Origin of the sequence: Arthrobacter methylotrophus, assembly GCF_039539965.1 — a bacterium.
Taxonomy (GTDB): domain Bacteria; phylum Actinomycetota; class Actinomycetes; order Actinomycetales; family Micrococcaceae; genus Arthrobacter; species Arthrobacter methylotrophus.
In genome coordinates, this window is record NZ_BAABED010000001.1 from 3,356,015 (window position 1) to 3,376,961 (window position 20,947).

A 20,947-nucleotide genomic window follows, 5' to 3' on the forward strand; every position below is an offset into this window, starting at 1 on the left:
TGGAGGGTGCGCCGCAGCTTGAGAGCTAGCCACCATTCGTTCAGCGTCCAACCCGGCGGAGGCTGCTTGTAACGCAATTCATCCCAATGCAGGTATCGAGAATCATCCACACTCTCCGCGAGGAGGGCGGATTGTCATTTTCAGCGGTCCAGGGGCGCTGCCGCGCCGTGGGGGGTCGAAAATAGGGGGCGGTCGGCTTAGAGGGTGTAGCTCGAAGGCGCGGACGGCTGCATGATGTTAACGTCTGCTGCGGTGAACGCCGTGACTTCTTGGTGCCGTAGTTGAGCCCGCTTTTCAGCGTGGTGTGGAGGGCTTCCACGGGAACCGTGGATTGTTGCTTCGAGCACGAGTGCTAGATTCCTGATTTGCTCCCTGCCCTCCCCGCGGCAGTCACATGGCCCTATCCCTTCAATTCAGAAAGTGCCACGGCAATGGACATCGTCCATGAGCGGTCCGTCGGGATGGATATATCCAAACGCGACGCAAAAGTCTGTATCAGGGTCCCGGGCAAGCGCCGGGGCCAGTTCACTTCGACAATCACCACCTGGGGCTCCACCACCAACCAGATTCTTGAGTTACGGAGGTTTTTGGAAGGACAGAACGTCACTGTCGTGGTGATGGAGGCGACCAGCGATTACTGGAAGCCGTTCTACTATCTGCTCGAGGAGTCCCTCCCGGTCATGCTGGTCAACGCCAGACATGCGAGGAACCTGCCCGGGCGCAAGACAGATGTTTCCGACTCGGCATGGCTGGCGCAGCTTGGCGCACACGGGCTGTTGCGGGCCTCGTTCGTTCCGCCCGGCCCTGTCCGCGAACTGCGGGATCTGACGCGTGCCCGTGCCGTCACCGTCCAAGACCGGACCCGGGAGCTCCAGCGCCTGGAGAAGTTCCTCGAGAGCACAGGAATCAAGCTTTCTGGCATGGTCAGTGAACTCACCGGGGTATCGTCCCGGGCGATGCTCGAGGCATTGATCCGTGGGGAACGGGATCCGCAGGTGCTCGCGCAGTTTGCCCGGGCCAGCATGAGGTCAAAGATCCCGGCACTAGCCGAAGCGCTCACCGGCATGTTTGGCAAGCACCATGCCTTTATGGTCCGGCTGCATCTGGACCGCATCGATCAGCTTGCCCGGACTATCACCGTGCTGACGGAGCAGATCGACACGGTCATGGAGCCCTTTCGAGCGGCCCGGGAAGCACTGACCACGATCCCTGGCGTCTCGACGCTCGTCGCTGACGTGATCATCGCCGAGACAGGTGGCGACATGAGCGTATTTCCAACGGCCGCGCACTTAGCGTCATGGGCCGGTGTCTGCCCGGGATCCAACGAATCCGCCGGCAGGATCAAATCAACAAGAATCATGCCTGGCAACAAACATCTCAAGGGCGCACTGGGCATCGCAGCGATGTCCGCGTCACGCGGCAAAAACACCTACCTCAGCGTCAAATACAAACGGGTCGCCTTCCGGCGCGGCCGGGTCAAAGCCATCGTCGCCATCGAACACGTCATCCTGACCGCGACCTGGCACATGCTCGCGAACGGTGAGGTTTACACGGATCCCGGCGCGGGCTTCTACCTGAAGCGGGAACCAGAACAGACCAAAAACAGGGCCATCCGGCAACTCCAAACCCTCGGTTACGATGTCAGCCTCACACCGGCAGGTGCATGACCGAGCGTCTATTTTCGTACTAGAAGCCGTCTGCACCGGATGTCAGAAGTCCTCTGCACTGGCACCTCGCTGGAGGTCCCGTAGGTCAGACGAGGGATTTTGGGCCGAATCTCGACCGCCCGATTATCCCCCCTGTTGTCGGGGACAACGAGGACCGGGCGGTGCTGACTTCGGATCAGGGACCCGGAAACGGATCCTTCGAGGAACCTGTCCAATCGTGCCAGGGGCCCTGGCCGGTCGGCGCCGACAACGAGCAGGGAGGCATCTGTGTTCTCTGCCAGGCGGCTGAGGGCCTTGGGGACGTCGCCGTTCAGCACGCGGAAGGACCACGTCTCTCCGGCCTGTCCGAGAATGGATTCCAGCTTTCGTTGCAGTTGCCGGGATGGAAATTCGGCCTCTTCATTGACGATCGGGTCCAGTGAAAGCGCTGTCCGTTGGCCCTCCGGTTCCCATTCCGTCAGGTAACTGGCTGGATCCACGAAGGCGCAGACGAGATGCTGTCCCAGGGCTACCGCGAGGGTCGCGGCGGTGCGGATCAGGTGCTGGGAAAACGTCCACCCGACTCCGAGCACGATTGGGCCGTCCGGCCATCCTTCATCCGGCATGGGAACCTCTGGAGAGGCGCGCGACGACGGCGATGAATGCGGCGGTCCCGGTGGCGACCGCCATGGCGTAGGTCATGGCGGTGTAGGTGCCGAGCCAGGCTGCGATTACCGGGCCGACTGCCGGCGCGAGGGCGGTAATCGCTGTCAGCGGGGCCACGAAGATGCCTTGCAGGGTGCCCAGGTTCTGGCTTCCCCACCGGTCGCCTACGATCGTGGCCTGCAGCAGGGTCTGGCACCCGCGGACCGCCCCGGCGAGCATTCCGGCCGAGATCAGCAGCGGGACCGGGCCGGGCAGGGCCGCCAATAGAAGGACGGCGCAGGCAGCCGTCCCTGCAACGACCGGCAGCTGGGCGCCGGGCGGGATGCCGCCGAACAGCAGGCGGCCGCCGACTTGTCCGGCTCCGATGAGTCCGAGCCCGACCGCGGCTGTGGTGTAGTCGGAACCTTTTTCCATCAGCAGGGGGATGATGTTCAGCGTCACGGTGTAGAGGCCGAGGCAGAGCAGGACCATCAGCGGCTGCAGGCCGAGGAATTCCGGGCTTCGCCGCACGGCCCGCACCATCGCCCGGTGGTCTGTCGCGGGGCTGCCGGGGCCCACTTCCGGTTCAGGTATCGGGCGTGCAGGGGCAGGGTGATGAGTCCCATGAGCCCGGCGAGGACGATGAAGGCGCCTCGCCAGCCGATCGCCGACGTCAGGGCGGCGGTGAGTGGGGCGAAGATGGTGGATGCGAACCCGGCGACGAGGGTCAGGATGGTCAAGGGTCGGATGCGGGCGGGTCCGTACCAGCGGCTGACCACCGTGAAGGCCGGTTGGTACAGCACGGCGGCCTGCGCTGCGCCGGCGACCAGCCAGGCCGCAAAGAACACTGGCAGAGTTGGAGCCGTCGCCACCATGACCAGAGCCAGTATTCCGACGAGGGATCCGCCGATCATCAGCATGCGCGGGCCGGTCCGGTCGAGGATCCTGCCCACGAAGATGCCGGCCGCCGCGGAGACCAGCAGCCCGGCCGAAAAGGCTCCTGTCACGAGCGCCGGGTCCCAGCCGGTGTCCTCGCTGACGGGGCGGACCGCCGCGATCAATGCGTAGTAGAGCACGCCCCACCCGGTCGTCTGGGTGATGCACAGCGCGGCGAGTCCGCCGCGCGGTGCACCCTCCGCGACCAATGTCCGGGATAGCGCCGGGGCAGGCACGGTCTAGTTCCCGGTGAGCTCCGCATGCAGCTTCTGGACCCGGGCCTTGATGTCATCCCGGACCAGGCGCATGCGTTCCATGCCTTCGATGCCGCGCTCGGAGGGCTCGTCCGTATCCCAGACCTCGAGCCGCTTGCCTTCGGGGGCTTCGACTTTTGCCTCGTTGCCCAGGACGATCACGACGTCGACCGCATCCAGTACTTCGTCGGTAACGGGTTTGGGGTGCTCGCCGGTGATGTCGATGCCAAGTTCTGCCAGGGAATCCACGGCCTGGGGGTTCAGTGACTTCCCGGGTTTGGTTCCGGCGGAGTAGACGGTGACGGCCCCGTTTGCGAGCTGATTCATCAGTCCCGCGGCGAGCTGGGATTTTCCGCCGTTCTTGCTGCAGACGAACAGGACTCCGGGTGTTTTCGTGGTCTCGTTCATGCGTTGGATTCTTCCTTGTCTGAGCTGGGGTTGTGGAGCAGTGATGCGGCGAGTGCCTTCACCCGGTCGTGGATCTCGTCCCGGATGATCCGCACGGCCGCCACGGGAAGGCCGGCCGGATCTGCCAGTTCCCAGTCTTCGTAGCGTTTGCCGGGGTAGATCGGGCAGGAGTCCCCGCACCCCATCGTGATCACCACGTCCGAGGCGCGCACGACGTCGTCGGTGAGGGGTTTGGGGTAGTCCCTGGTCAGGTCCAGGCCCATTTCGGACATCGCCGCGACGACGGCGGGGTCCAGCTCGGCGGCCGGCAGGGAGCCGGCGGACCGGACTCGGATCCTGCCCTTGGCCTCGACATTCAGGAGTGCTGCGGCCATCTGGGAGCGGCCGGCATTCTGCACGCAGACGAACAGCACCTCCGGGACATCGCTGGTGACGGCGCCCTTGGATTTGGCCAGGGCGTTGAGCCGGTCGTTGGCGAAGTGCTCGGTGGTGGAGGGCAGGTGCGTTTTGATCTTCGCGGTCCGGGCCAGGGCGGTGTAGGACTCGAAGACGTAGCGTTCGACCGTCTCTGCGGCAAAGATGCCGGCGAACCGGTCGGCCAGCCGCGCGCTGATCCGGTGCAGGAGTTCGGTGTTGTCCTGCAGGCCCAGGCCGTGTTCAGGGTGGTCAGTCATGTCAGCACTCCAATGTGGTCAGTGGACGAAGCCAGGTGAACGTGGTCAGTTTTCGCCGGAGCGGCCGTGGGCCAGCCCGGTGGGGAACCCGACGAGGACCGGTTCGCGGACTCCGCAGCAGCCGCCGGAGGTTTCGGCCACAAACCCTGCGGGTACGGCCGCGGGAACTTCGCAGCTGGTGCCGATGTCCGAGGAGCAGACACCGGTCTCGGGGAGTTCGAGCTGGACGGTCTCGGCCGCTTCCCGGTCCCCGGCCAGGGCGGCGGCGACGGAGCGGACCTGCTCGTAGCCGGTGGCGAGCAGGAAGGTCGGGGCCCGGCCGTAGGACTTCATGCCGACGATGTAGAAGTCCTGCTCGGGGTGGGCGAGCATCTTGGCTCCGTGCGGCTCGACGGTGCCGCAGGAGTGGAATTCGGGGTCGATCAGCGGGCCGAGGGCACGCGGGGCCTCGACGCCCGGGTCCAGTTCCAGCCGGAGTTCCCGGAGGATGTCCAGGTCGGGACGGAACCCGGCGGCCGGAACGACGACGTCGGCCTCGAGGCTGCGGCCGTCCGTGGAAGTCAGGGTGACGGCTCCGTCGGACGCTGCGAGGGAGGCGATCCCGAAGCCGGTGTGGAGTTCCACGGCGCCGGACTCGACGAGGCTGCGGAGCCGGCTGCCGAGCTGGCCGCGGGCGGCAAGCCCATCGCTGTCGCCACCGCCATAGACCTTGGCAGCGGAGGATCCACGGATCGCCCAGGCGATCTTCGTCCCGGGCACCTGGGCTGCGAGCTCGGCGAGGTTGAGCAGCGTGTTGGCGGCCGAGTGGCCCGCGCCGACAACAAGTGCTGTGCGGCCCCCGAACGTCTCACGGTCGCGGCCCAGGACGTCCGGCAGCGGTGAGGAAATCCTCTTGGCCGCCTCTGCTTCGCCGACGGCGGGCAGGCCGGAGGTTCCGAGCGTGTTGCGCGTGGACCAGGTGCCGGAGGCGTCGATGACGGCGGCGGCCTGGTAGTCGCGGACATCGCCGTCGGTGTGTTCGACCCGGACCACGAAGGGGGTGGTGGCACGGTTCCGGCTGTGGGTCTTGTCCATCCCGAGGCGGGTTACCGCGATGACGCGGGCGCCGGTGTGCAGGCGGGACGCGATCGCGGGCAGTGCAGCCAGCGGGGTGAGGTACTGGTCGATGAGGTCCCCACCGGTCGGCAGCGCCGTCGGCTCAGGCGACACCCAGCCGGTCGCGGCGAGCAGGCGGACGGCGGCGGCGTCGGTGTTGTACTGCCACGGGGAGAACAGCCGGATGTGGCGCCACTGCTCGATGGCCGCGGCCGGGGTCGGCCCGGCCTCGAGGATCAGCGGTTCGATGCCGCGTTCGATCAGGTGGGCCGCGGCGGCCAAGCCCACGGGGCCGGCGCCGATCACGGCAACGGGGAGGTTCTTCGCTGAATCCATGGTGTCCTCTGTTTCATCCGTAGGTGTGGCGGTTTTGTTAGGAGGTGCCTGCCGGTCCCTTGCGGGGCCGGCAGGCGGGAGGGTGTTAGCAGCAGTCCTGATCGTGGTCGCAGCAACCGTCGCTGCAGCATCCTGTCGTCATTCAGCTCACCCCCTCTCCGTTCTCAGGTCAGGCGTGGGTGCGTTCTTCCACCAGGGCGGTGGCGATGCTGTCCGCGTCGTCGAGCGCGGCGAGGTAGCGTTCGGCGTCGAGGGCGGCGGCGCAGCCGGTGCCGGCGGCGGTGATGGCCTGGCGGTAGCGGTGGTCCACGGCGTCCCCGCACGCGAAGACGCCGGTCAGGTTGGTGACGGTGGTGGGCGCGTCGACCTTGATGTAGCCCTCGGCGTCGAGCTCAACCTGGCCATGCAGCAGCTCGGTGCGCGGGACGTGTCCGATTGCGACGAAGATGCCGGTGGTGGCCTGTTCGCGGGTTTCGCCGGTGCGGGTGTCGGTCAGGGTGACGCCGGTGACCTTGCCGTCGCCGTGGATCTTGGTGATGGCGGAGTTCCAGGCGAAGCTGATTTTGGGGTTGTCCTTGGCGCGCTGCGCCATGATGCGTGAGGCCCGCAGTTCGCCCTTGCGGACGACCACGGTCACGGTCCTGGCGAAGCGGGTCAGGAAGGTTGCTTCCTCCATGGCGGAGTCGCCGCCGCCGACGACGATGATGTCTTGGTCGCGGAAGAAGAAGCCGTCGCAGGTGGCGCACCAGGAGAGGCCGTGCCCGCTGAGTTTCTTCTCCTCGGGCAGCCCGAGCTCCTTGTAGGCGGACCCGGTGGCGAGGATGACCGCGTTAGCCTCGAACGTCTCCCTGCCGGCGGTTGTCACGCGCTTAATGTGGCCGGCAAGGTCGACCTCGGTGACATCGTCAAAGATAATCTCCGCACCGAAGCGTTCGGCCTGCTGCTGGAGCCCGTCCATCAGCTCCGGTCCCTGGACGCCTTCCGGGAAGCCGGGGAAGTTTTCCACTTCAGTGGTGTTCATCAGGGCGCCCCCCGCGGTGACGGCCCCGGCGATGACCAGCGGCTTAAGCCCTGCGCGGGCGGCGTAGATCGCGGCGGTGTAGCCGGCGGGGCCGGAGCCGATAATGACGAGCTGCTTAGGCATGGCTGTCTCCTACTTTCCGACGGGAAGGAGTTCAGAAATCAGGGATTCGATGCGCGTCTTGATGTCGTCGCGGATGGGCCGGACGGCGTCAACGCCCTGACCGGCGGGGTCTTCGAGTTCCCAGTCCTCGTAGCGCTTACCCGGGAAGATCGGGCAGGTGTCGCCGCAACCCATGGTGATCACCACGTCCGATTCCTTCACGGCCTCGGTGGTGAGGACCTTCGGGATCTCGGCGGACATGTCGATGCCAAGTTCCGCCATTGCCTCCACGGCGGCCGGGTTGACCTTGTCCGCAGGCTGGGAACCGGCCGAGCGGACCTCGATGCCGCCCTGGGACAGGGTGGTCAGGAAGGCGGCGGCCATCTGGGAACGGCCGGCGTTGTGGACGCAGACGAACAGGACGGAGGGCTTCTTGGCGGTTTCGGTGCTCACGGGTTTTCTCCTGGGATCAGTTGGGTGTGGATCGGATTTCATTGGGTCGTTGTCCCCGCACCGCTTTACCGACGAGACATTGATGCTTGTCGATGTATGCAGTATCGAACAGTAGATCGATACTTGTCAATATGAGCGGGTTGTTGGGTTTTAGGCGGCGTGCAGGCGGGGTGCGAGGTCGCTGATGCGGCGGGCGATGTCAGCGAAGGCGCCTTCGAAGGCGTCCTCGGTGTTCAGCCGGAGCGGATCCGGAACGGACCAGTGGATCCCGCTGAGGTGGGGGATTTCCTCGTGGGCGTTATCGCACACGGTCACCACGAAATCTTCATGGTCCGCCACTTCATCCAGCCTGCGCGGGGGAAGGTCCGCGAGGGCGACACCGTGGCGGCGGGCGACCTCGATGGCGCCTGGGGCGATGCGGTCCGCGGGGTGCGTCCCTGCCGAGGTCGAGGGGATTTCGCTGACCTGGTTCCAGAGTGCGACGGCCAATTGGGACCGGGCGCTGTTCCGGGTGCAGACGAAGAGGACGCGGCGGGCGCCCTGTTCAGCCCCGGGCACCAGGCCTTCCAGTGCCCCGGCGGTGAGCCGGATGTAGCTGCGGCGCTTATCCGCCTCCGAGCGGTGCCGGGTGGTCAGACCCGCGCCTTCCAGCGCCCGCAGGTGGTGGGAGAGCAGGTTTGACGGCATCCCGAGTTCGGCCTGCAGCTCCGTGGGGGAAAGGTCTCCCAGGGTCAGCAGGTCCACGATGCGCAACCGCGCGGGATCCGCGAGGGCCGCGTGCTTGGCGACCCGCGCCCGAAAGACTTCAACTGGGCCAGTATTCATTGGTTCAATTTTGACTGAGTAAATATCTTGAGTCAAGCTGTTGGCATGACTTCTCAACAACCGCCGCTGTGGCGCCGTGCCGTCGCCGAGCTGCTCGGCACCAGTTTGCTCGTGATGATCGTCGTCGGCTCCGGGATCGCTGCCGCGCAGCTTTCCCCCAACGACGTCGGCCTGCAGTTGCTCCAGAACAGCACCGCCACGGTGCTGGGTCTGACGGTCCTGATCCTCGTATTCGGTCCCGTGAGCGGCGCGCACTTCAACCCCGTGGTCTCCCTCGTGGACTGGATCCTGGGCCGGCGCAGCGGCGCCGGACTGACCCTGCCGGAACTTGGCACCTACATCGTTGCGCAGACCGTGGGTGCAATCAGCGGCAGCGTTGCGGCGAACGCCATGTTTGACGTGGGCACCTCCATTTCGACCAAGGACCGGGCAACCACCGGGCATCTCCTCGGCGAGGTCGTCGCCACCGCAGGTCTCGTTCTGCTGATCTTTGCCCTGGCCGCCACCAACCGGGGCGTCCTCGCGGCTCCCGCGGTGGGCGCCTACATCGGCGCCGCGTACTGGTTCACGTCCTCGACGTCGTTCGCGAACCCCGCCGTTACAATCGGCCGCATCTTCACTGACACCTTCGCCGGCATCGCCCCGGCGTCCGTTCCCGGCTTCGTGGTAGCGCAACTGATCGGCGCGGCCGTAGGCGTGGGCCTACTCCTCGTCTTGTTCCCCTCCGCGGCCAAGACCGCGGATGACGTCGTCCTCCCTCACAGCTCAGAACCGGCCAACTCGTAGCATCAGCCAGCGGCTGGAGGAGCAACCATCTGCGCCCGCGCCCGAACATGGCCCGGTACGGCTTTATATTGATGACTGTCAATATCGAGGCATAATGGGTATATGAACTCGCTCTCTATCCTCGAACCGGCCACGGATGAATCCTGCTGCGCCCCGGCGGGAACGCCTGCCCTGGGCGCTGAAGAGGCGAAGCAGAAGGCCTTGGTCTTTAAGGCCCTCGCTGATCCGAACCGGCTGCGTCTGCTCTCCATCGTCAAGGCCGAAGCCTCCGGCGAATCCTGCGTCTGCGATCTCACCGAGCCGCTGGGCCTGGGCCAGCCGACCGTGTCCCATCACTTGAAGATCCTGGTTGACGCCGGGCTGCTGCATCGCGAGAAGCGCGGCACGTGGGCCTACTACTCCCTCGTTCCGGGCGCCCTGGAGCAGACGGCCGGCCTGCTGGCGTCCCTGTGAATCAGAGTTCGGCGCCTGACGTCATTGTCCGGCCGTTGCGGGAATCCGACTGGCCCGAGGTCCGGCGGATCTACCATGAGGGAATCGCGACCGGTCAGGCCACGTTCGAAGCCGAGGCACCGGACTGGCGCCGTTTCGACGATTCGCGGCTTGCTTCCCACCGCCTTGTGGCCGAGGCGTCCACCGGCGGGATTCTTGGCTGGGCAGCGGTTTCCGCCGTTTCCGGCCGACCGGTGTACTCCGGCGTCGTGGAACACTCCATCTACGTTTCCGGGGCAGCCCGCGGCCGGCGGATAGGAACACTCCTGCTTCAGGCGTTGGTCGACTCGACGGAAAGCGGGGGCATCTGGACCATCCAGGCGAGCGTTTTTCCGGAGAACGAGCCGAGCATGAGACTCCACCTTGCCCACGGCTTCAGGGTGGTGGGACGGCGGGAAAAGATTGCCCGGATGGCCCACGGCCCTGCTGCCGGCCAATGGATGGACACCGTGCTGATCGAACGGCGCACGCGGGTCCTTTAGTTCTTGCGTTGCCAGCGCGGCGGCGAAGGTCGTCCCTGGGAGCTGACGCCGCGGCCGCAACCAAGGAGGACACCATGAATGCCGAAACTCCCACCACCGAGGACCGGTTGCGCGCGATGCTGGAGAACATCAGGACGGCAACCACCAACACGCGCCAGGCAATGGACTCACCGGGCGACGAGGACTGGGTGCAGGACGGCGAGTCGGATGCCGAGTACCTGCGGTCGATCCAACGCGACACGATCGCCAGACTGGAAGCCGCTGTCCGGGACATCGAAGCCCTGCTGGCTGAGCGCCAGGGCGGCTAGCCGAACGCGTCGCAGCCCCCGCCACACGTCGGCGGGGGCTGCATCGCCCTCAGGCGGGCTGGGCGCTGAGTGCGGTCAGGGCCGACAGTTTCTCTTCACCGGTGGGTTCTTCGGGCAGCAGCGGAATGAGCGCGACTCGGTCCGTCAGGGTGTGTACCTTCGTGATCTGTTCGATTTCGCTCGCGGCGCGGGCCTGCAGGAACGGCGTCTGCGGGTGCGCGGCGGCGATCGAGTTGTTGATGACCCAGGCCCACGGATGGATTCCGGCCCTCTTCAGGTCACCCTGCAGTTCTTCGGCTTCGAGCACGGGCGTCGTTTCGGCCAGCGTGACGAGAACGACCTTGGTCTGGGCCGGGTCCTGCAGCCGCATCAGGGGCGTCACGAACCCCATGGTGTCGCCGACCTGGCGGGCGATCTCCCGGTGGTACGACCCCGTGGCGTCCAGGAGCAGCAGCGTATGCCCGGTCGGTGCCGTATCGATCACCACGAAGTGCCGGCGGGACTCCTGGACCACCTTGGAGAACTGCCGGAACACGGCCACCTCGTCGGTGCACGGGGACAACAGGTCCTCGGCGAGGGCCGCGCGCCCGTCATCGTCCAGGTTCCGGCCCTTGGTCTCCATCACGTGGCTTCGATATTCCTCGATGGCCGCTTCAGGATCGATGCGGGAGACCGTCAGGCCTGGGATGGAACCATGGAGTGTTTCGGTGAGGTGCGCTGCGGGATCGGTCGTGGTAAGGTGCACCGCATGTCCGCGTTTGGCCAGGGCGACCGCGATGGCGGCAGCGACGGTGGTCTTCCCGACCCCGCCCTTGCCCATGCACATCACGAGGCCATGGCCGTCGAGCTCCACTTCGTTCACCAGGGCCGCAAGCGGGGCGTCCTCAACTTCGGGGACCGCCGCGGCGTCATCAGTGATGTCGGCGCCGGAAGTGGCCGCGAACAGTGACTCGAGTGCCGGAATGCCGACCATGTTGCCCGGCTTCAGATCCAACTTGTCGCGCGGAAGTGAGGCGACCGCCTCGGGAATGGCCGCGATGGCGGCAGCCTCCCGGGCCCGCAATGCCTGTGCCAGATCCTCATCGCCGGCGGCGGGCGGGAGGACGCCGTTGACGACGACGTAACCGCCGCCGATACCGATCTGGTTGAGTTCGAGATAGGTCCGCTCAATTTCGCTCAGCGACGAGGTCTGCGCGCGGCTGACCAGGACAAGCCGGGTCCTCGTCGGGTCCGTCAGTGCCTGGACTGCTTTGGCGTACACCTGCTTGTGCTTCTCCAGTCCTGACAACGGGCCCAGGCAGGACGGGTCCCCCTTGCCGGCGGCCAGGAAATCGGTCCACGAACCGGGCAGCTGAAGAAGCCGGATGGTGTGGCCCGTCGGGGCGGTGTCGAAGACGATGTGGTCATACTCCCCATAGGAACTGTCGTCGGCGAGCAGGTTGGTGAACTCATCGAACGAGGCGATCTCCGTGGTGCAGGAGCCCGAGAGACTCTCAGCGATGCCGGCCAGCTCAGACTCGGGCAGGAGACCGCGGACGGGGGCGATGATCCTCTCCCGGTATGCCTCGGCGGCCTGCTCCGGATCAATCTCCAAGGCTGAAAGACCAGGCGCGTCCTGGATGGGCGTGACGGTGTTCCCGATGGTCACGCCAAAGACCTGCCCGACATTGGATGCGGGGTCAGTGCTGACCAGCAAGACCTTCTTACCGGACTTGGCGAGGGTGAGCGCTGTTGCGCACGCCACTGAGGTCTTGCCTACACCGCCCTTGCCGGTGAAGAACAGGAACCGGGGCGCGCTCTGAAGAAACTTCACGCCGGGGCCTAGCCGCAGCTCGCTGAGCCGCCGCAGCAGCCGCCGGCCTTTTCGCTCAGGCCAAGTTCCGGGCGGGACTGCGGTTCAACAGCGGCTTCGTCCAGTCCGGCGAACGTCAGCAGCTGCCCCCTGCTGGGGTAGGTTCCGGTGGCGACCGTAACTCCGTCGACGATAGTGAGCGGAAGGCCCTTGGAGCCGACCAGATGCATGAATCCACGGACCGTTTCGTCCTCCGCGAAAGCAGTAGGTTCGCTGGCGAGGTTGTGGCGCGCAATGTCGGCTCCGAGGGTCTGGAGGTGGCGCACATCCGCGGTTACATCCACCAGGGACTGGTCCACGTCAGGACCGCAGACCCCGGTGTCGCAGCAGAGGGCGGATTCGTAAATTCGGATAGCAGGCATGTTGTTCTCCTCGGCTTTCGGGGTGGTTCGATTCGATACCGAAACACGGAGCCCCACTCATTCAGGTGGTCATCCGGCACGGACGTCACCAGCGTGATTGCGACTCTCTTCTCAGTATATTGACAATCATCGATACACAAAAGAGTGGGAGAGGTGACGTTGACGACGGTCGACAGTTTTCGAAGAAGGGTCGGTTCGCTACGCGGGCGACGCTCCGTGCCATACACATCGTTGTCAACGAGCTGATAGACGCCTCCGCCGGCCGGCGTCACACTGACTTCATGGACGACGCGGAAAAGCAGGACACCATCGAGGCCGTCACAGCCCGGATTATCGCCCGGCACCCGGACGCTTCCCGCACCTTGGTCGCCAGAGCCGTGGCGGAAGAGTATGACCAACTGGCTTCTGGCCGCATCCGGACCTATATCCCCACTCTGATCGAACGCGGGGCATGGAACAGAATCAACCGGGAGTCCGCCGCCCGGCCCGTAGACGAACCCTGAAGTCTTCCCGCGGATATTGGCGACTCGCCCCTGCTCATCCAACCGCACCGCCCCCCCGACACTGTGATTCTCAAAAACGAAGGATTTCAAGAACAGGTTGATTTGAGAATCGTGGTGTTCGCAGCGAGCTGTTGCAAACGGGCATCTTTCTGCGGAAAACCGCCGTTGGGACGAAAACCCGACCCCAGAGCCGGTCGTTCTCACAAATAGTTCTCAAAACGGTACAGTCGAACCAACGCACCGGACTGAGTTTTGAGAAGAGAACACCCATGACCGCACACCGAATCGGCTACGCCCGAGTCTCCACCCGGGAACAGAACCTGGGCTTGCAGATCGACGCCCTGAAGAAGGCCGGCTGCGACAAAATCTACGAAGACACGATCAGCGGCACCAAGTCTCACCGCCCCGGACTCGACCAGGCGCTGGACACCCTGCGCGACGGTGACACCCTGGTGGTGTGGAAGCTAGACCGCCTGGGCCGGAGCGTGAAAGACCTCCTGGACTTCGCCGGCGGCCTAAACAACCGCGGCGTAGGCTTCGTCAGCCTCACCGACGCGATCGATACCACCACGGCCTCCGGGCGCTTTTTCTTCAACGTGATGGCATCCCTGGCCCAGATGGAACGGGAGCTCATGGTCGAACGCACCCAAGCCGGGCTGCTGGCGGCGCGCGAACAGGGACGGGTCGGCGGCCGCAAACGCATCATGACGCAAGCCAAGATCCGCTCAGCCCGCAAACTACTCAACCAGGGAACACCGCCCCGGGAAGTGGCCACGAGCCTCGGCGTCTCCGTCCCGACGCTCTACCGGTGGGTCCCGGCAGCAGGCGCGACGGGGCCTTCGACGCAATAGTCGCTGCTGTTTGGTGCAGGCGACTTCTAGTACGAAAATAGACGCTCGGTCATGCACCTGCCGGTGTGAGGCTGACATCGTAACCGAGGGTTTGGAGTTGCCGGATGGCCCTGTTTTGGTCTGTTCTGGTTCCCGCTTCAGGTAGAAGCCCGCGCCGGGATCCGTGTAAACCTCACCGTTCGCGAGCATGTGCCAGGTCGCGGTCAGGATGACGTGTTCGATGGCGACGATGGCTTTGACCCGGCCGCGCCGGAAGGCGACCCGTTTGTATTTGACGCTGAGGTAGGTGTTTTTGCCGCGTGACGCGGACATCGCTGCGATGCCCAGTGCGCCCTTGAGATGTTTGTTGCCAGGCATGATTCTTGTTGATTTGATCCTGCCGGCGGATTCGTTGGATCCCGGGCAGACACCGGCCCATGACGCTAAGTGCGCGGCCGTTGGAAATACGCTCATGTCGCCACCTGTCTCGGCGATGATCACGTCAGCGACGAGCGTCGAGACGCCAGGGATCGTGGTCAGTGCTTCCCGGGCCGCTCGAAAGGGCTCCATGACCGTGTCGATCTGCTCCGTCAGCACGGTGATAGTCCGGGCAAGCTGATCGATGCGGTCCAGATGCAGCCGGACCATAAAGGCATGGTGCTTGCCAAACATGCCGGTGAGCGCTTCGGCTAATGCCGGGATCTTTGACCTCATGCTGGCCCGGGCAAACTGCGCGAGCACCTGCGGATCCCGTTCCCCACGGATCAATGCCTCGAGCATCGCCCGGGACGATACCCCGGTGAGTTCACTGACCATGCCAGAAAGCTTGATTCCTGTGCTCTCGAGGAACTTCTCCAGGCGCTGGAGCTCCCGGGTCCGGTCTTGGACGGTGACGGCACGGGCACGCGTCAGATCCCGCAGTTCGCGGACAGGGCCGGGCGGAACGAACGAGGCCCGCAACAGCCCGTGTGCGCCAAGCTGCGCCAGCCATGCCGAGTCGGAAACATCTGTCTTGCGCCCGGGCAGGTTCCTCGCATGTCTGGCGTTGACCAGCATGACCGGGAGGGACTCCTCGAGCAGATAGTAGAACGGCTTCCAGTAATCGCTGGTCGCCTCCATCACCACGACAGTGACGTTCTGTCCTTCCAAAAACCTCCGTAACTCAAGAATCTGGTTGGTGGTGGAGCCCCAGGTGGTGATTGTCGAAGTGAACTGGCCCCGGCGCTTGCCCGGGACCCTGATACAGACTTTTGCGTCGCGTTTGGATATATCCATCCCGACGGACCGCTCATGGACGATGTCCATTGCCGTGGCACTTTCTGAATTGAAGGGATAGGGCCATGTGACTGCCGCGGGGAGGGCAGGGAGCAAATCAGGAATCTAGCACTCGTGCTCGAAGCAACAATCCACGGTTCCCGTGGAAGCCCTCCACACCACGCTGAAAAGCGGGCTCAACTACGGCACCAAGAAGTCACGGCGTTCACCGCAGCAGACGTTAACATCATGCAGCCGTCCGCGCCTTCGAGCTACACCCTCTAAGCCGACCGCCCCCTATTTTCGACCCCCCACGGCGCGGCAGCGCCCCTGGACCGCTGAAAACGACACGGATAGCCGCTCAGGACTCTTCTCGATGATCGATGTGAAGAGTTCGGAGTAGCGCGGCGATGGCATGGGCAGCTTCACAGGGACTCCAAGTTTTCTCCAAGTTGCGATCTGGACTTGGAGAAAACTTGGAGTTACAGCTAGCCGAGGACGATGTCGCGCGTGGCGTGGTCGTACGTGAAGGTGACCTTGCCGCCGTCGTGGTTTAGCTCGTGGTTGGCACCATCACGCACGCCGAACGCGCCGTAGTTCTCGTCCCACGAGCGGTTCAGTGCGATCTTGTAGGTGTAGAAACCGGCCGGCAGCGTCGCGGCGAGAGTCCAGACTTTGCGTCGGGTGTTGAACTTCATCTGGACCTCGTCGTACTGCGGGGCCCAATCCTCGGGGGCGCCGAGAACCGTGTTGAAGTCACCGGCAATCGCGACGGCGGACGGCTGCTCGAGCTTCTCGACGGCGGCAGTCTCTTTGGGTGCGGCAGCCTTCTTGGGGGCCGCTTTCGCAGCGGGCGCCTTCTTGGCTGCTGGTTTCCGGGCGGGGGCCTTCTTGGCAGGCGCGGTCGGAAGAGGGGTATCTGCCGGGACGGGGGTACCCTCGGCCAGGGCTGTCGCGAACTCCTCTGGTTTGGCGAATGCGACCGTTGCGCGAAGGCCGTCGTCGGTGATGGTCCAGCCCGAGCGGCCCTTGAGCAGCCAGCCGGCCTTGACCAGTTTCGCGGTCTCGGCGGTCAGATTCTTGTGGCCGCGCGGAATGCCTCCGCTGAGGAGCTCGCTCTCGCGCGTATCCAGCGGGACGCGGACAATCGCTTCAGCCAGGATCTCGCCGGCATTCAACGACTTCTCTGACCACGTTCCTTCAGCCAAGACGTCAAGGACTGTCTTGAGGCGGACACTGCTTTTTTCGACGGCGGACTTGGCTGCCAATGGATCTCCTTCAACGGCGAACATTCCTCCAGCAGTCTGCCAATGTTCTGTAAATTCTGGCCACTGTTCTTGGTAAACACCGTGTGTCGTGACCCACTATTACGTCCAAACGATGGCAAGTGATTGAGGAGTCTCACTTACTGATGGGTAGTAAGAGGTCTGGGTGCGGACCTCTTAGTGCGCCTGCCTCGGGCGTGATGTGCCTCGAACCGGGGTTATCCACATACGCACGATGAGACAAGACGGCGCAGTGCTGGCTTCGTTACCCTTGGAACCAGTTCTGGCAATCTATCGGGGGAAGTAGAGACCATGACCTATCCCATTTCGGCGTCCTCGCGCCGAGCAAGCCGCGACGAAAGCCGTTTGCGGCGGGTCTTCGCGCCGCTCGCATCGATCGTTTTGCTCGCGTTGACATTGGTCGGGTGCATTGGATCCCCGGCTCCTTCGCCGCCAACGAGCTCTCCTCCCAACCCCACTGTCTCCCCCACCCCAAGTTACAAACCAGCGGACCACAAGGGCAAAGCGCAAAACGTTCCCCTGCCCGTGATGCCGGCGGAAGCCAAAGCACACACCAAAGAAGGCCTCCAGGCTTTCATGAAGCATTGGGTGGGGCTGCTCTCGTACGCATACGAAACGGGCGACACAGGGCCGCTGTTCGAGGTGACGGGGGCGGGTGCACCACGTGTAAGAATGTCGTGAATGTGATCAAAAATGCCTTTGCAGATGGCAAATGGATAGCCGGTGGTCAGGTTGACTTTGTTGCTGCCGACTCTGCCATGCAACCGAATCAATATGGTCAGGTCTCGGGCTATGTCCGGATGAATCAACAAAAAATGGACTTCATCAACGCAGACGGAACAGTTCGTAGCTCAAGTGCCGAGCCAGGCCCGAAACCCCTGCTCTTCCTCGTGGTCAAGCGAGACGAGGCTTGGGAACTCGGCGACATTGGGACTCCGGAAGGTTCCAAATGAGACTGGCCCGTCACGGCAATTGCCAGTTCAATGTCTGGATCTTTGTCGTCGTAACCACTTTGGTGGCCGGAGGCTGGTCTTTTGCCGTGACTCCCTCAGCGAATGCCGTGACTTGCCCGGACGGCAAAACGATTGTCGATACCGCTCTCTTCGATTCGACCGCGGCTCTGAGCGTCAAATGCGCTGCCGCCGCCGGTTCCAGAGTGGACAACCCGAGCCAAGACTCCCCCGGCGTCGCAGTCCCCGTTGTTGAAAGCAAGGACCTCCCCGATCAATATGAGGAAGTCCGTAAGGCCTGTCTCAATGACCGGTCACTAGGCGCGGATCCCCTCTGCAGCGTTCCGGATTCGTGTCCCAAGGATCAGTCGCTGGTCCAGACCTACATGGTCTTCAGCAAGACGGGACGGGCGGTCCCGCTCGATTCGCCGCGCTGCGAGCCGAATCCGCAAGGTGCCAACAACCAGCCCTTCCCCGGCGTCTCGCTGGCAGATTTCCAAAAGCTCCCTATCGCCGGAGCAACCCTCGGGATTCAGCCGAGTCCGCACACGCTCATTGGTGCCGAGACCAATGTGTTCGCGGAAGCCGCCACCCAGGAGATCCCTGCCACAGTCCTTGGTACCGCTCTGACCGTCCGGGCGACCCCCACCGACTACACCTTCAACTACGGCGACGGAACGGTGGTTGGACCCCAAATGTTCGCTGGGGGATATCTCCCGGAAGACCGCTGGGGCGAGAAAACGAGGACTAGCCACGCCTACCAAGCGACGGGCGACTTCCCGGTGTCGGTCACCACGTTCTACAACGGCGAGTACCGCATCGGAAACGGCGCTTGGACTCCCATCACGGGCCAAGCACAGATTGCAAGCCCCAACCAGATCGTCAAAGTCTGGCGTTCCCAGGTCAAGCGCTATGCAGACAACTGCATCGTCAACCCAAACGGCGACGGCTGCCCCGGTGCCGTATAACCGCCGCTCAGTTGATGGAAGCTTTCTCCCAATCGGCAACCTCCGCCAACAGCTCGGCCTTCCGGTCATCGTCCGCGAACGATGAACGCACCGAGTTCGCGGCCAGCCGTGCCCGATCCCCCACAGACAACCCGTGCACAGCAACGAGCTGCTCGAAGTTGTCGTCAAGGTATCCGCCAAAGTACGCAGGGTCATCCGAGTTCACGCTGACATTCAGCCCGGCGGCCAACATCGCTGGGAGTGGGTGATCCGCCAAAGTATCCACGGCACGCAACCGAACGTTGGACAGTGGGCACACGGTCAACGGAACCTGCTCGGCAACCAACCGCTCCACCAGCGCAGTATCCTCCATACAACGGATGCCGTGATCGATCCTCTCGGCACCAAGCAGGTCCAAAGCCTCGTACACATACGACGCCGGGCCCTCCTCGCCAGCATGCGCGATCCGTCGCAATCCAGCCTCAGCCGCGCGGCGGTACAGGCGTTTAAACTTCGACGGCGGATTGCCCACCTCGGCCGAATCCAGGCCGATCCCGGCAATCGGAGCCTTCATCGCAAGGAGTTGCTCCAAGACGTCAAGCGCGGACTCTTCAGAGAGGTCCCTCAAGAAAGCGGCAATCAGGAGCGTCGAGACGCCGAACTCCTCCACCGACGTCGCGAGTGCGGACGCCACCCCATTCACGCATGTCTCCAGGGCTACCCCTCGGGAGATGTGCGCCTGCGGATCCATCATGATCTCAACGTGACGCACTCCACCGGCCGCGGCGCGTGCCAAATAAGCCCGGGTCATGTCCGCAAAGTCCTGTTCGGTGCGCAACACAGCCATGTTGGCGTAGTACAGCTCCAGGAACGACTGCAGATCCGTGAACTCGTACCGCGCACGCAACTCGTCCAAATCCGCGTACGGAAGCTCAATCCCGTTCCGCTCAGCGAGCGCGAAAATCAGCTCGGGCTGAAGCGTCCCCTCGATGTGCAGGTGCAGTTCGGCAACCGGAGGTGCCGCCGTCGTCGTCGATTCGCCAATAGTTTCCACCCGACAAGAGTAAGTCGAATACTCAACGCTCCCCATCTCCGGCGCATACTGATCCTATGGACAGCTCCCTCGCCACATGGCTCCCCGTGCTGGTCCTTACTGCCTGTCTCGGCATCTGGACATACAGCCTGGTGGACTTCAGCCGGACCGACGGACGGGACATGCGAACCTTCTCCAAAGAGGTATGGATCGTGATCCTCATACTGGGAAGCGTCGCCGGCGGAATTGCCTGGCTCGTGGGCGGAAGGCCCCACCCGCCGGGCGTCCAACGGCGCTCATCACGGCCCCGATAGTACGACTCAAGGGAAGTCCACACCGCGCCAACTTGGTTCTGCGTCCTCCGGCCCTCAAACTGAAAGGATGCAGACCTTCCTCCCGTTCCCCGATTTCAAGCAAAGTGCTGCCGTCTTGGACACCGCAAGGCTTGGCAAGCAGCGTGTCGAAGCACTGCAGATCCTCCGCGCACTGGTGATTCCCGAGTTCGGCCGGCCCTCCCACCCCGCTATTCGCATGTGGATGGGTTACGTTCCCGCGCTCACTCTCTACGGCCTGGCCATGGTGGACGAATGGGTCGCCCGCGGCAACCCAGACAACACCCGCGCCAGCATCACCGAGTTCGCACCCCAGGCAGCACACCCGGACTACGTCTCGAAGATTCCGATGCCGCCATGGCTGGGCGATCCCGATTTCCACCTGAGCCAGCGCTCCAAGCTGCTCCAAAAGGACCCTCGCTTCTACGCCGAGCTATTCCCCGACACTCCGACGGACTTGGAATACCTCTGGCCGGAACCTCGCCACGAGTTCATTCCCGAAGACCCTTATGACGACTTCATCTGGGTCCTTCGCGCCCCGGTGGGCGAGGTTGACCCCGAAAAGATCGAGCAGGTGGGCATGCCGGCCGCAGGCAAGGCCAAGGCCGCCAGCAGCGACGGCGACGGATACCAATTCGTGTACGCTTCCGAAACGTCCCGCCGCCCGGGCAAGACTGCCCGGAAGGCACCAAAGCGACTCGAAAAGAAGCCCACCCGCAACCGCCAGCGCCAGGACGAGGCCTTCAGGACACTTCCCGGCAACACGCCGGTCCTCATCCCCATCGAGGGCGGCGCCAAGTTCGCCATGGGCAAGATCCACGGACGGCCGATCACCCTGGAAGACGGCCGTTTCGGCCGCAACTTCGAGGTCACCAAAATCATCGATCGCTCGGACTTCGACTACCCCGCCTTGTTGCAGGATCCACGGGCGTTCTTCCCGATCCCCGCGCCGTAATCCAGGCACCGTGGTCCCGGCACCGTAGCGGGTCGACGTCAACGCGAACGGCAGCTGAGCCCGACGCTCGCTCACCTTTAAGGCACTACCGACGCACGCTCCTGCACATAAGAACTGACCCTTAGAGTCCGAAGTGACACTTGTGCAGGAGCGTTCGCCATCCGGCCACCAAAAGTGCAG

General features: G+C 64.1%; 27 protein-coding genes and 1 pseudogene. 13 read left to right on the forward strand and 15 right to left on the reverse strand.

Annotation, left to right across the window (positions count from 1 at the left end; genetic code table 11):
• Nucleotides 1-197 precede the first annotated feature (197 nt).
• Nucleotides 198-347: a hypothetical protein gene (locus tag ABD884_RS17490; protein ID WP_345048573.1), complete on the reverse strand. Its 150-nt coding sequence runs from the start codon at nucleotides 345-347 to the stop codon at nucleotides 198-200.
• An 84-nt stretch (nucleotides 348-431) separates the two neighbouring features.
• Between ABD884_RS17490 and ABD884_RS17495 the strand changes: the two genes are divergently transcribed.
• Nucleotides 432-1,667 (forward strand): IS110 family RNA-guided transposase, encoded by a 1,236-nt coding sequence (locus tag ABD884_RS17495; protein WP_345054997.1) that lies wholly within the window; start codon nucleotides 432-434, stop codon nucleotides 1,665-1,667.
• Nucleotides 1,668-1,675: 8 nt separating this feature from the next.
• Here ABD884_RS17495 and ABD884_RS17500 read toward each other — a convergent pair whose 3' ends face one another.
• The 9 genes from ABD884_RS17500 to ABD884_RS17540 all read right to left on the reverse strand — a co-directional run bounded on the left by ABD884_RS17500 (nucleotide 1,676) and on the right by ABD884_RS17540 (nucleotide 8,395).
• On the reverse strand, nucleotides 1,676-2,272 hold the full coding sequence (locus tag ABD884_RS17500; RefSeq protein WP_345048577.1) for a universal stress protein: 597 nt from the start codon (nucleotides 2,270-2,272) through the stop codon (nucleotides 1,676-1,678).
• Nucleotides 2,262-2,822, reverse strand: a complete 561-nt coding sequence (locus ABD884_RS17505; RefSeq protein WP_345048580.1) for an MFS transporter — start codon at nucleotides 2,820-2,822, stop codon at nucleotides 2,262-2,264. The genes ABD884_RS17500 and ABD884_RS17505 overlap by 11 nt, the downstream gene beginning before the upstream one ends.
• Nucleotides 2,783-3,463: an MFS transporter gene (locus tag ABD884_RS17510; RefSeq protein ID WP_345048583.1), complete on the reverse strand. Its 681-nt coding sequence runs from the start codon at nucleotides 3,461-3,463 to the stop codon at nucleotides 2,783-2,785. The genes ABD884_RS17505 and ABD884_RS17510 overlap by 40 nt, the downstream gene beginning before the upstream one ends.
• Before the next feature lie 3 nt (nucleotides 3,464-3,466).
• Nucleotides 3,467-3,889 carry an arsenate-mycothiol transferase ArsC gene (locus ABD884_RS17515; RefSeq protein WP_345048586.1) on the reverse strand — a complete coding sequence of 141 codons (423 nt, stop codon included), beginning with the start codon at nucleotides 3,887-3,889 and terminating at the stop codon, nucleotides 3,467-3,469.
• Nucleotides 3,886-4,563, reverse strand: a complete 678-nt coding sequence (locus ABD884_RS17520; RefSeq protein ID WP_345048588.1) for an arsenate reductase ArsC — start codon at nucleotides 4,561-4,563, stop codon at nucleotides 3,886-3,888. Before ABD884_RS17520 ends, ABD884_RS17515 begins: the two co-directional genes overlap by 4 nt.
• 45 nt (nucleotides 4,564-4,608) lie before the next feature.
• Complete coding sequence (locus tag ABD884_RS17525) at nucleotides 4,609-5,994, reverse strand: FAD-dependent oxidoreductase (RefSeq protein WP_345048591.1); 1,386 nt, start codon at nucleotides 5,992-5,994, stop codon at nucleotides 4,609-4,611.
• A gap of 169 nt (nucleotides 5,995-6,163) precedes the next feature.
• Complete coding sequence (gene trxB, locus ABD884_RS17530) at nucleotides 6,164-7,138, reverse strand: thioredoxin-disulfide reductase (protein WP_345048594.1); 975 nt, start codon at nucleotides 7,136-7,138, stop codon at nucleotides 6,164-6,166.
• 9 nt (nucleotides 7,139-7,147) lie between these two features.
• Entirely contained in the window at nucleotides 7,148-7,570 is a 423-nt protein-coding gene (locus ABD884_RS17535; RefSeq protein WP_345048598.1) for an arsenate reductase ArsC, read from the reverse strand.
• 150 nt (nucleotides 7,571-7,720) lie between these two features.
• The gene (locus tag ABD884_RS17540; protein WP_345048602.1) at nucleotides 7,721-8,395 is read right to left on the reverse strand and encodes an arsenate reductase/protein-tyrosine-phosphatase family protein; all 675 of its coding nucleotides are present in this window, start codon (nucleotides 8,393-8,395) and stop codon (nucleotides 7,721-7,723) included.
• A gap of 45 nt (nucleotides 8,396-8,440) precedes the next feature.
• Here ABD884_RS17540 and ABD884_RS17545 point away from each other — a divergent pair, with 45 nt between their 5' ends.
• The 4 genes from ABD884_RS17545 to ABD884_RS17560 all read left to right on the forward strand — a co-directional run bounded on the left by ABD884_RS17545 (nucleotide 8,441) and on the right by ABD884_RS17560 (nucleotide 10,463).
• Nucleotides 8,441-9,181, forward strand: a complete 741-nt coding sequence (locus ABD884_RS17545) for an aquaporin (RefSeq protein ID WP_345048604.1) — start codon at nucleotides 8,441-8,443, stop codon at nucleotides 9,179-9,181.
• Between the two features lie 102 nt (nucleotides 9,182-9,283).
• Nucleotides 9,284-9,634, forward strand: a complete 351-nt coding sequence (locus ABD884_RS17550; RefSeq protein ID WP_345048607.1) for an ArsR/SmtB family transcription factor — start codon at nucleotides 9,284-9,286, stop codon at nucleotides 9,632-9,634.
• A complete protein-coding gene (locus ABD884_RS17555; RefSeq protein WP_345048610.1) occupies nucleotides 9,631-10,155 on the forward strand; it encodes a GNAT family N-acetyltransferase in 525 nt (174 codons plus the stop codon). The genes ABD884_RS17550 and ABD884_RS17555 overlap by 4 nt, the downstream gene beginning before the upstream one ends.
• 74 nt (nucleotides 10,156-10,229) lie before the next feature.
• On the forward strand, nucleotides 10,230-10,463 hold the full coding sequence (locus ABD884_RS17560) for a hypothetical protein (protein ID WP_345048612.1): 234 nt from the start codon (nucleotides 10,230-10,232) through the stop codon (nucleotides 10,461-10,463).
• Nucleotides 10,464-10,512: 49 nt separating this feature from the next.
• On the opposite strand, the gene arsA is transcribed toward ABD884_RS17560, so the two are convergent.
• Both arsA and arsD read right to left on the reverse strand, forming a co-directional pair.
• On the reverse strand, nucleotides 10,513-12,276 hold the full coding sequence (gene arsA, locus ABD884_RS17565) for an arsenical pump-driving ATPase (protein ID WP_345048616.1): 1,764 nt from the start codon (nucleotides 12,274-12,276) through the stop codon (nucleotides 10,513-10,515).
• Between the two features lie 8 nt (nucleotides 12,277-12,284).
• Nucleotides 12,285-12,677 carry an arsenite efflux transporter metallochaperone ArsD gene (arsD, locus tag ABD884_RS17570; protein WP_345048620.1) on the reverse strand — a complete coding sequence of 131 codons (393 nt, stop codon included), beginning with the start codon at nucleotides 12,675-12,677 and terminating at the stop codon, nucleotides 12,285-12,287.
• A 281-nt stretch (nucleotides 12,678-12,958) separates the two neighbouring features.
• Here arsD and ABD884_RS17575 point away from each other — a divergent pair, with 281 nt between their 5' ends.
• Together ABD884_RS17575 and ABD884_RS17580 are read left to right on the forward strand one after the other, a co-directional pair.
• Complete coding sequence (locus ABD884_RS17575) at nucleotides 12,959-13,180, forward strand: three-helix bundle dimerization domain-containing protein (RefSeq protein ID WP_345048622.1); 222 nt, start codon at nucleotides 12,959-12,961, stop codon at nucleotides 13,178-13,180.
• A 269-nt stretch (nucleotides 13,181-13,449) separates the two neighbouring features.
• The gene (locus ABD884_RS17580; protein WP_345048625.1) at nucleotides 13,450-14,031 is read left to right on the forward strand and encodes a recombinase family protein; all 582 of its coding nucleotides are present in this window, start codon (nucleotides 13,450-13,452) and stop codon (nucleotides 14,029-14,031) included.
• A gap of 49 nt (nucleotides 14,032-14,080) precedes the next feature.
• Here the strand turns inward: ABD884_RS17580 and ABD884_RS17585 are convergent.
• Nucleotides 14,081-15,315, reverse strand: a pseudogene (locus tag ABD884_RS17585) (IS110 family RNA-guided transposase).
• Nucleotides 15,316-15,399: 84 nt separating this feature from the next.
• Between ABD884_RS17585 and ABD884_RS17590 the strand changes: the two are divergent.
• Nucleotides 15,400-15,549 carry a hypothetical protein gene (locus tag ABD884_RS17590; RefSeq protein WP_345048573.1) on the forward strand — a complete coding sequence of 50 codons (150 nt, stop codon included), beginning with the start codon at nucleotides 15,400-15,402 and terminating at the stop codon, nucleotides 15,547-15,549.
• A gap of 203 nt (nucleotides 15,550-15,752) precedes the next feature.
• On the opposite strand, the gene ABD884_RS17595 is transcribed toward ABD884_RS17590, so the two are convergent.
• Entirely contained in the window at nucleotides 15,753-16,556 is an 804-nt protein-coding gene (locus ABD884_RS17595) for a pullulanase X25 domain-containing protein (RefSeq protein ID WP_345048628.1), read from the reverse strand.
• Nucleotides 16,557-16,841: 285 nt separating this feature from the next.
• On the opposite strand from ABD884_RS17595, the gene ABD884_RS26225 reads away from it, so the two are divergent.
• From ABD884_RS26225 to ABD884_RS17605, 3 genes are read left to right on the forward strand one after another with little or no spacing between them, the layout of a single operon-like run.
• A complete protein-coding gene (locus ABD884_RS26225; RefSeq protein WP_425548293.1) occupies nucleotides 16,842-17,231 on the forward strand; it encodes a DUF6318 family protein in 390 nt (129 codons plus the stop codon).
• On the forward strand, nucleotides 17,228-17,503 hold the full coding sequence (locus ABD884_RS26230; protein WP_376953400.1) for a hypothetical protein: 276 nt from the start codon (nucleotides 17,228-17,230) through the stop codon (nucleotides 17,501-17,503). The genes ABD884_RS26225 and ABD884_RS26230 overlap by 4 nt, the downstream gene beginning before the upstream one ends.
• A complete protein-coding gene (locus ABD884_RS17605) occupies nucleotides 17,500-18,468 on the forward strand; it encodes a hypothetical protein (RefSeq protein WP_345048630.1) in 969 nt (322 codons plus the stop codon). The genes ABD884_RS26230 and ABD884_RS17605 overlap by 4 nt, the downstream gene beginning before the upstream one ends.
• A 7-nt stretch (nucleotides 18,469-18,475) precedes the next feature.
• On the opposite strand, the gene ABD884_RS17610 is transcribed toward ABD884_RS17605, so the two are convergent.
• On the reverse strand, nucleotides 18,476-19,501 hold the full coding sequence (locus ABD884_RS17610) for an adenosine deaminase (protein ID WP_345048633.1): 1,026 nt from the start codon (nucleotides 19,499-19,501) through the stop codon (nucleotides 18,476-18,478).
• A gap of 56 nt (nucleotides 19,502-19,557) precedes the next feature.
• Between ABD884_RS17610 and ABD884_RS17615 the strand changes: the two genes are divergently transcribed.
• Together ABD884_RS17615 and ABD884_RS17620 are read left to right on the forward strand one after the other, a co-directional pair.
• Nucleotides 19,558-19,794, forward strand: coding sequence for a PLDc N-terminal domain-containing protein (locus ABD884_RS17615; RefSeq protein WP_051423108.1), 237 nt, complete (start codon nucleotides 19,558-19,560; stop codon nucleotides 19,792-19,794).
• A 67-nt stretch (nucleotides 19,795-19,861) separates the two neighbouring features.
• A complete protein-coding gene (locus ABD884_RS17620) occupies nucleotides 19,862-20,767 on the forward strand; it encodes an MSMEG_6728 family protein (protein ID WP_345048636.1) in 906 nt (301 codons plus the stop codon).
• Nucleotides 20,768-20,947 lie beyond the last annotated feature (180 nt).

Coding starts and splice junctions, on each gene's coding strand:
- ABD884_RS17495 (WP_345054997.1), top strand. CDS start 432: ATGGACATCGTCCATGAGCGGTCCGTCGGGATGGATATATCCAAACGC.
- ABD884_RS17500 (WP_345048577.1), bottom strand. CDS start 2,272: ATGCCGGATGAAGGATGGCCGGACGGCCCAATCGTGCTCGGAGTCGGG.
- ABD884_RS17515 (WP_345048586.1), bottom strand. CDS start 3,889: ATGAACGAGACCACGAAAACACCCGGAGTCCTGTTCGTCTGCAGCAAG.
- ABD884_RS17520 (WP_345048588.1), bottom strand. CDS start 4,563: ATGACTGACCACCCTGAACACGGCCTGGGCCTGCAGGACAACACCGAA.
- ABD884_RS17525 (WP_345048591.1), bottom strand. CDS start 5,994: ATGGATTCAGCGAAGAACCTCCCCGTTGCCGTGATCGGCGCCGGCCCC.
- trxB (WP_345048594.1), bottom strand. CDS start 7,138: ATGCCTAAGCAGCTCGTCATTATCGGCTCCGGCCCCGCCGGCTACACC.
- ABD884_RS17540 (WP_345048602.1), bottom strand. CDS start 8,395: ATGAATACTGGCCCAGTTGAAGTCTTTCGGGCGCGGGTCGCCAAGCAC.
- ABD884_RS17545 (WP_345048604.1), top strand. CDS start 8,441: ATGACTTCTCAACAACCGCCGCTGTGGCGCCGTGCCGTCGCCGAGCTG.
- ABD884_RS17550 (WP_345048607.1), top strand. CDS start 9,284: ATGAACTCGCTCTCTATCCTCGAACCGGCCACGGATGAATCCTGCTGC.
- ABD884_RS17560 (WP_345048612.1), top strand. CDS start 10,230: ATGAATGCCGAAACTCCCACCACCGAGGACCGGTTGCGCGCGATGCTG.
- arsD (WP_345048620.1), bottom strand. CDS start 12,677: ATGCCTGCTATCCGAATTTACGAATCCGCCCTCTGCTGCGACACCGGG.
- ABD884_RS17575 (WP_345048622.1), top strand. CDS start 12,959: ATGGACGACGCGGAAAAGCAGGACACCATCGAGGCCGTCACAGCCCGG.
- ABD884_RS17580 (WP_345048625.1), top strand. CDS start 13,450: ATGACCGCACACCGAATCGGCTACGCCCGAGTCTCCACCCGGGAACAG.
- ABD884_RS17595 (WP_345048628.1), bottom strand. CDS start 16,556: ATGTTCGCCGTTGAAGGAGATCCATTGGCAGCCAAGTCCGCCGTCGAA.
- ABD884_RS26225 (WP_425548293.1), top strand. CDS start 16,842: ATGACCTATCCCATTTCGGCGTCCTCGCGCCGAGCAAGCCGCGACGAA.
- ABD884_RS17605 (WP_345048630.1), top strand. CDS start 17,500: ATGAGACTGGCCCGTCACGGCAATTGCCAGTTCAATGTCTGGATCTTT.
- ABD884_RS17615 (WP_051423108.1), top strand. CDS start 19,558: ATGGACAGCTCCCTCGCCACATGGCTCCCCGTGCTGGTCCTTACTGCC.
- ABD884_RS17620 (WP_345048636.1), top strand. CDS start 19,862: ATGCAGACCTTCCTCCCGTTCCCCGATTTCAAGCAAAGTGCTGCCGTC.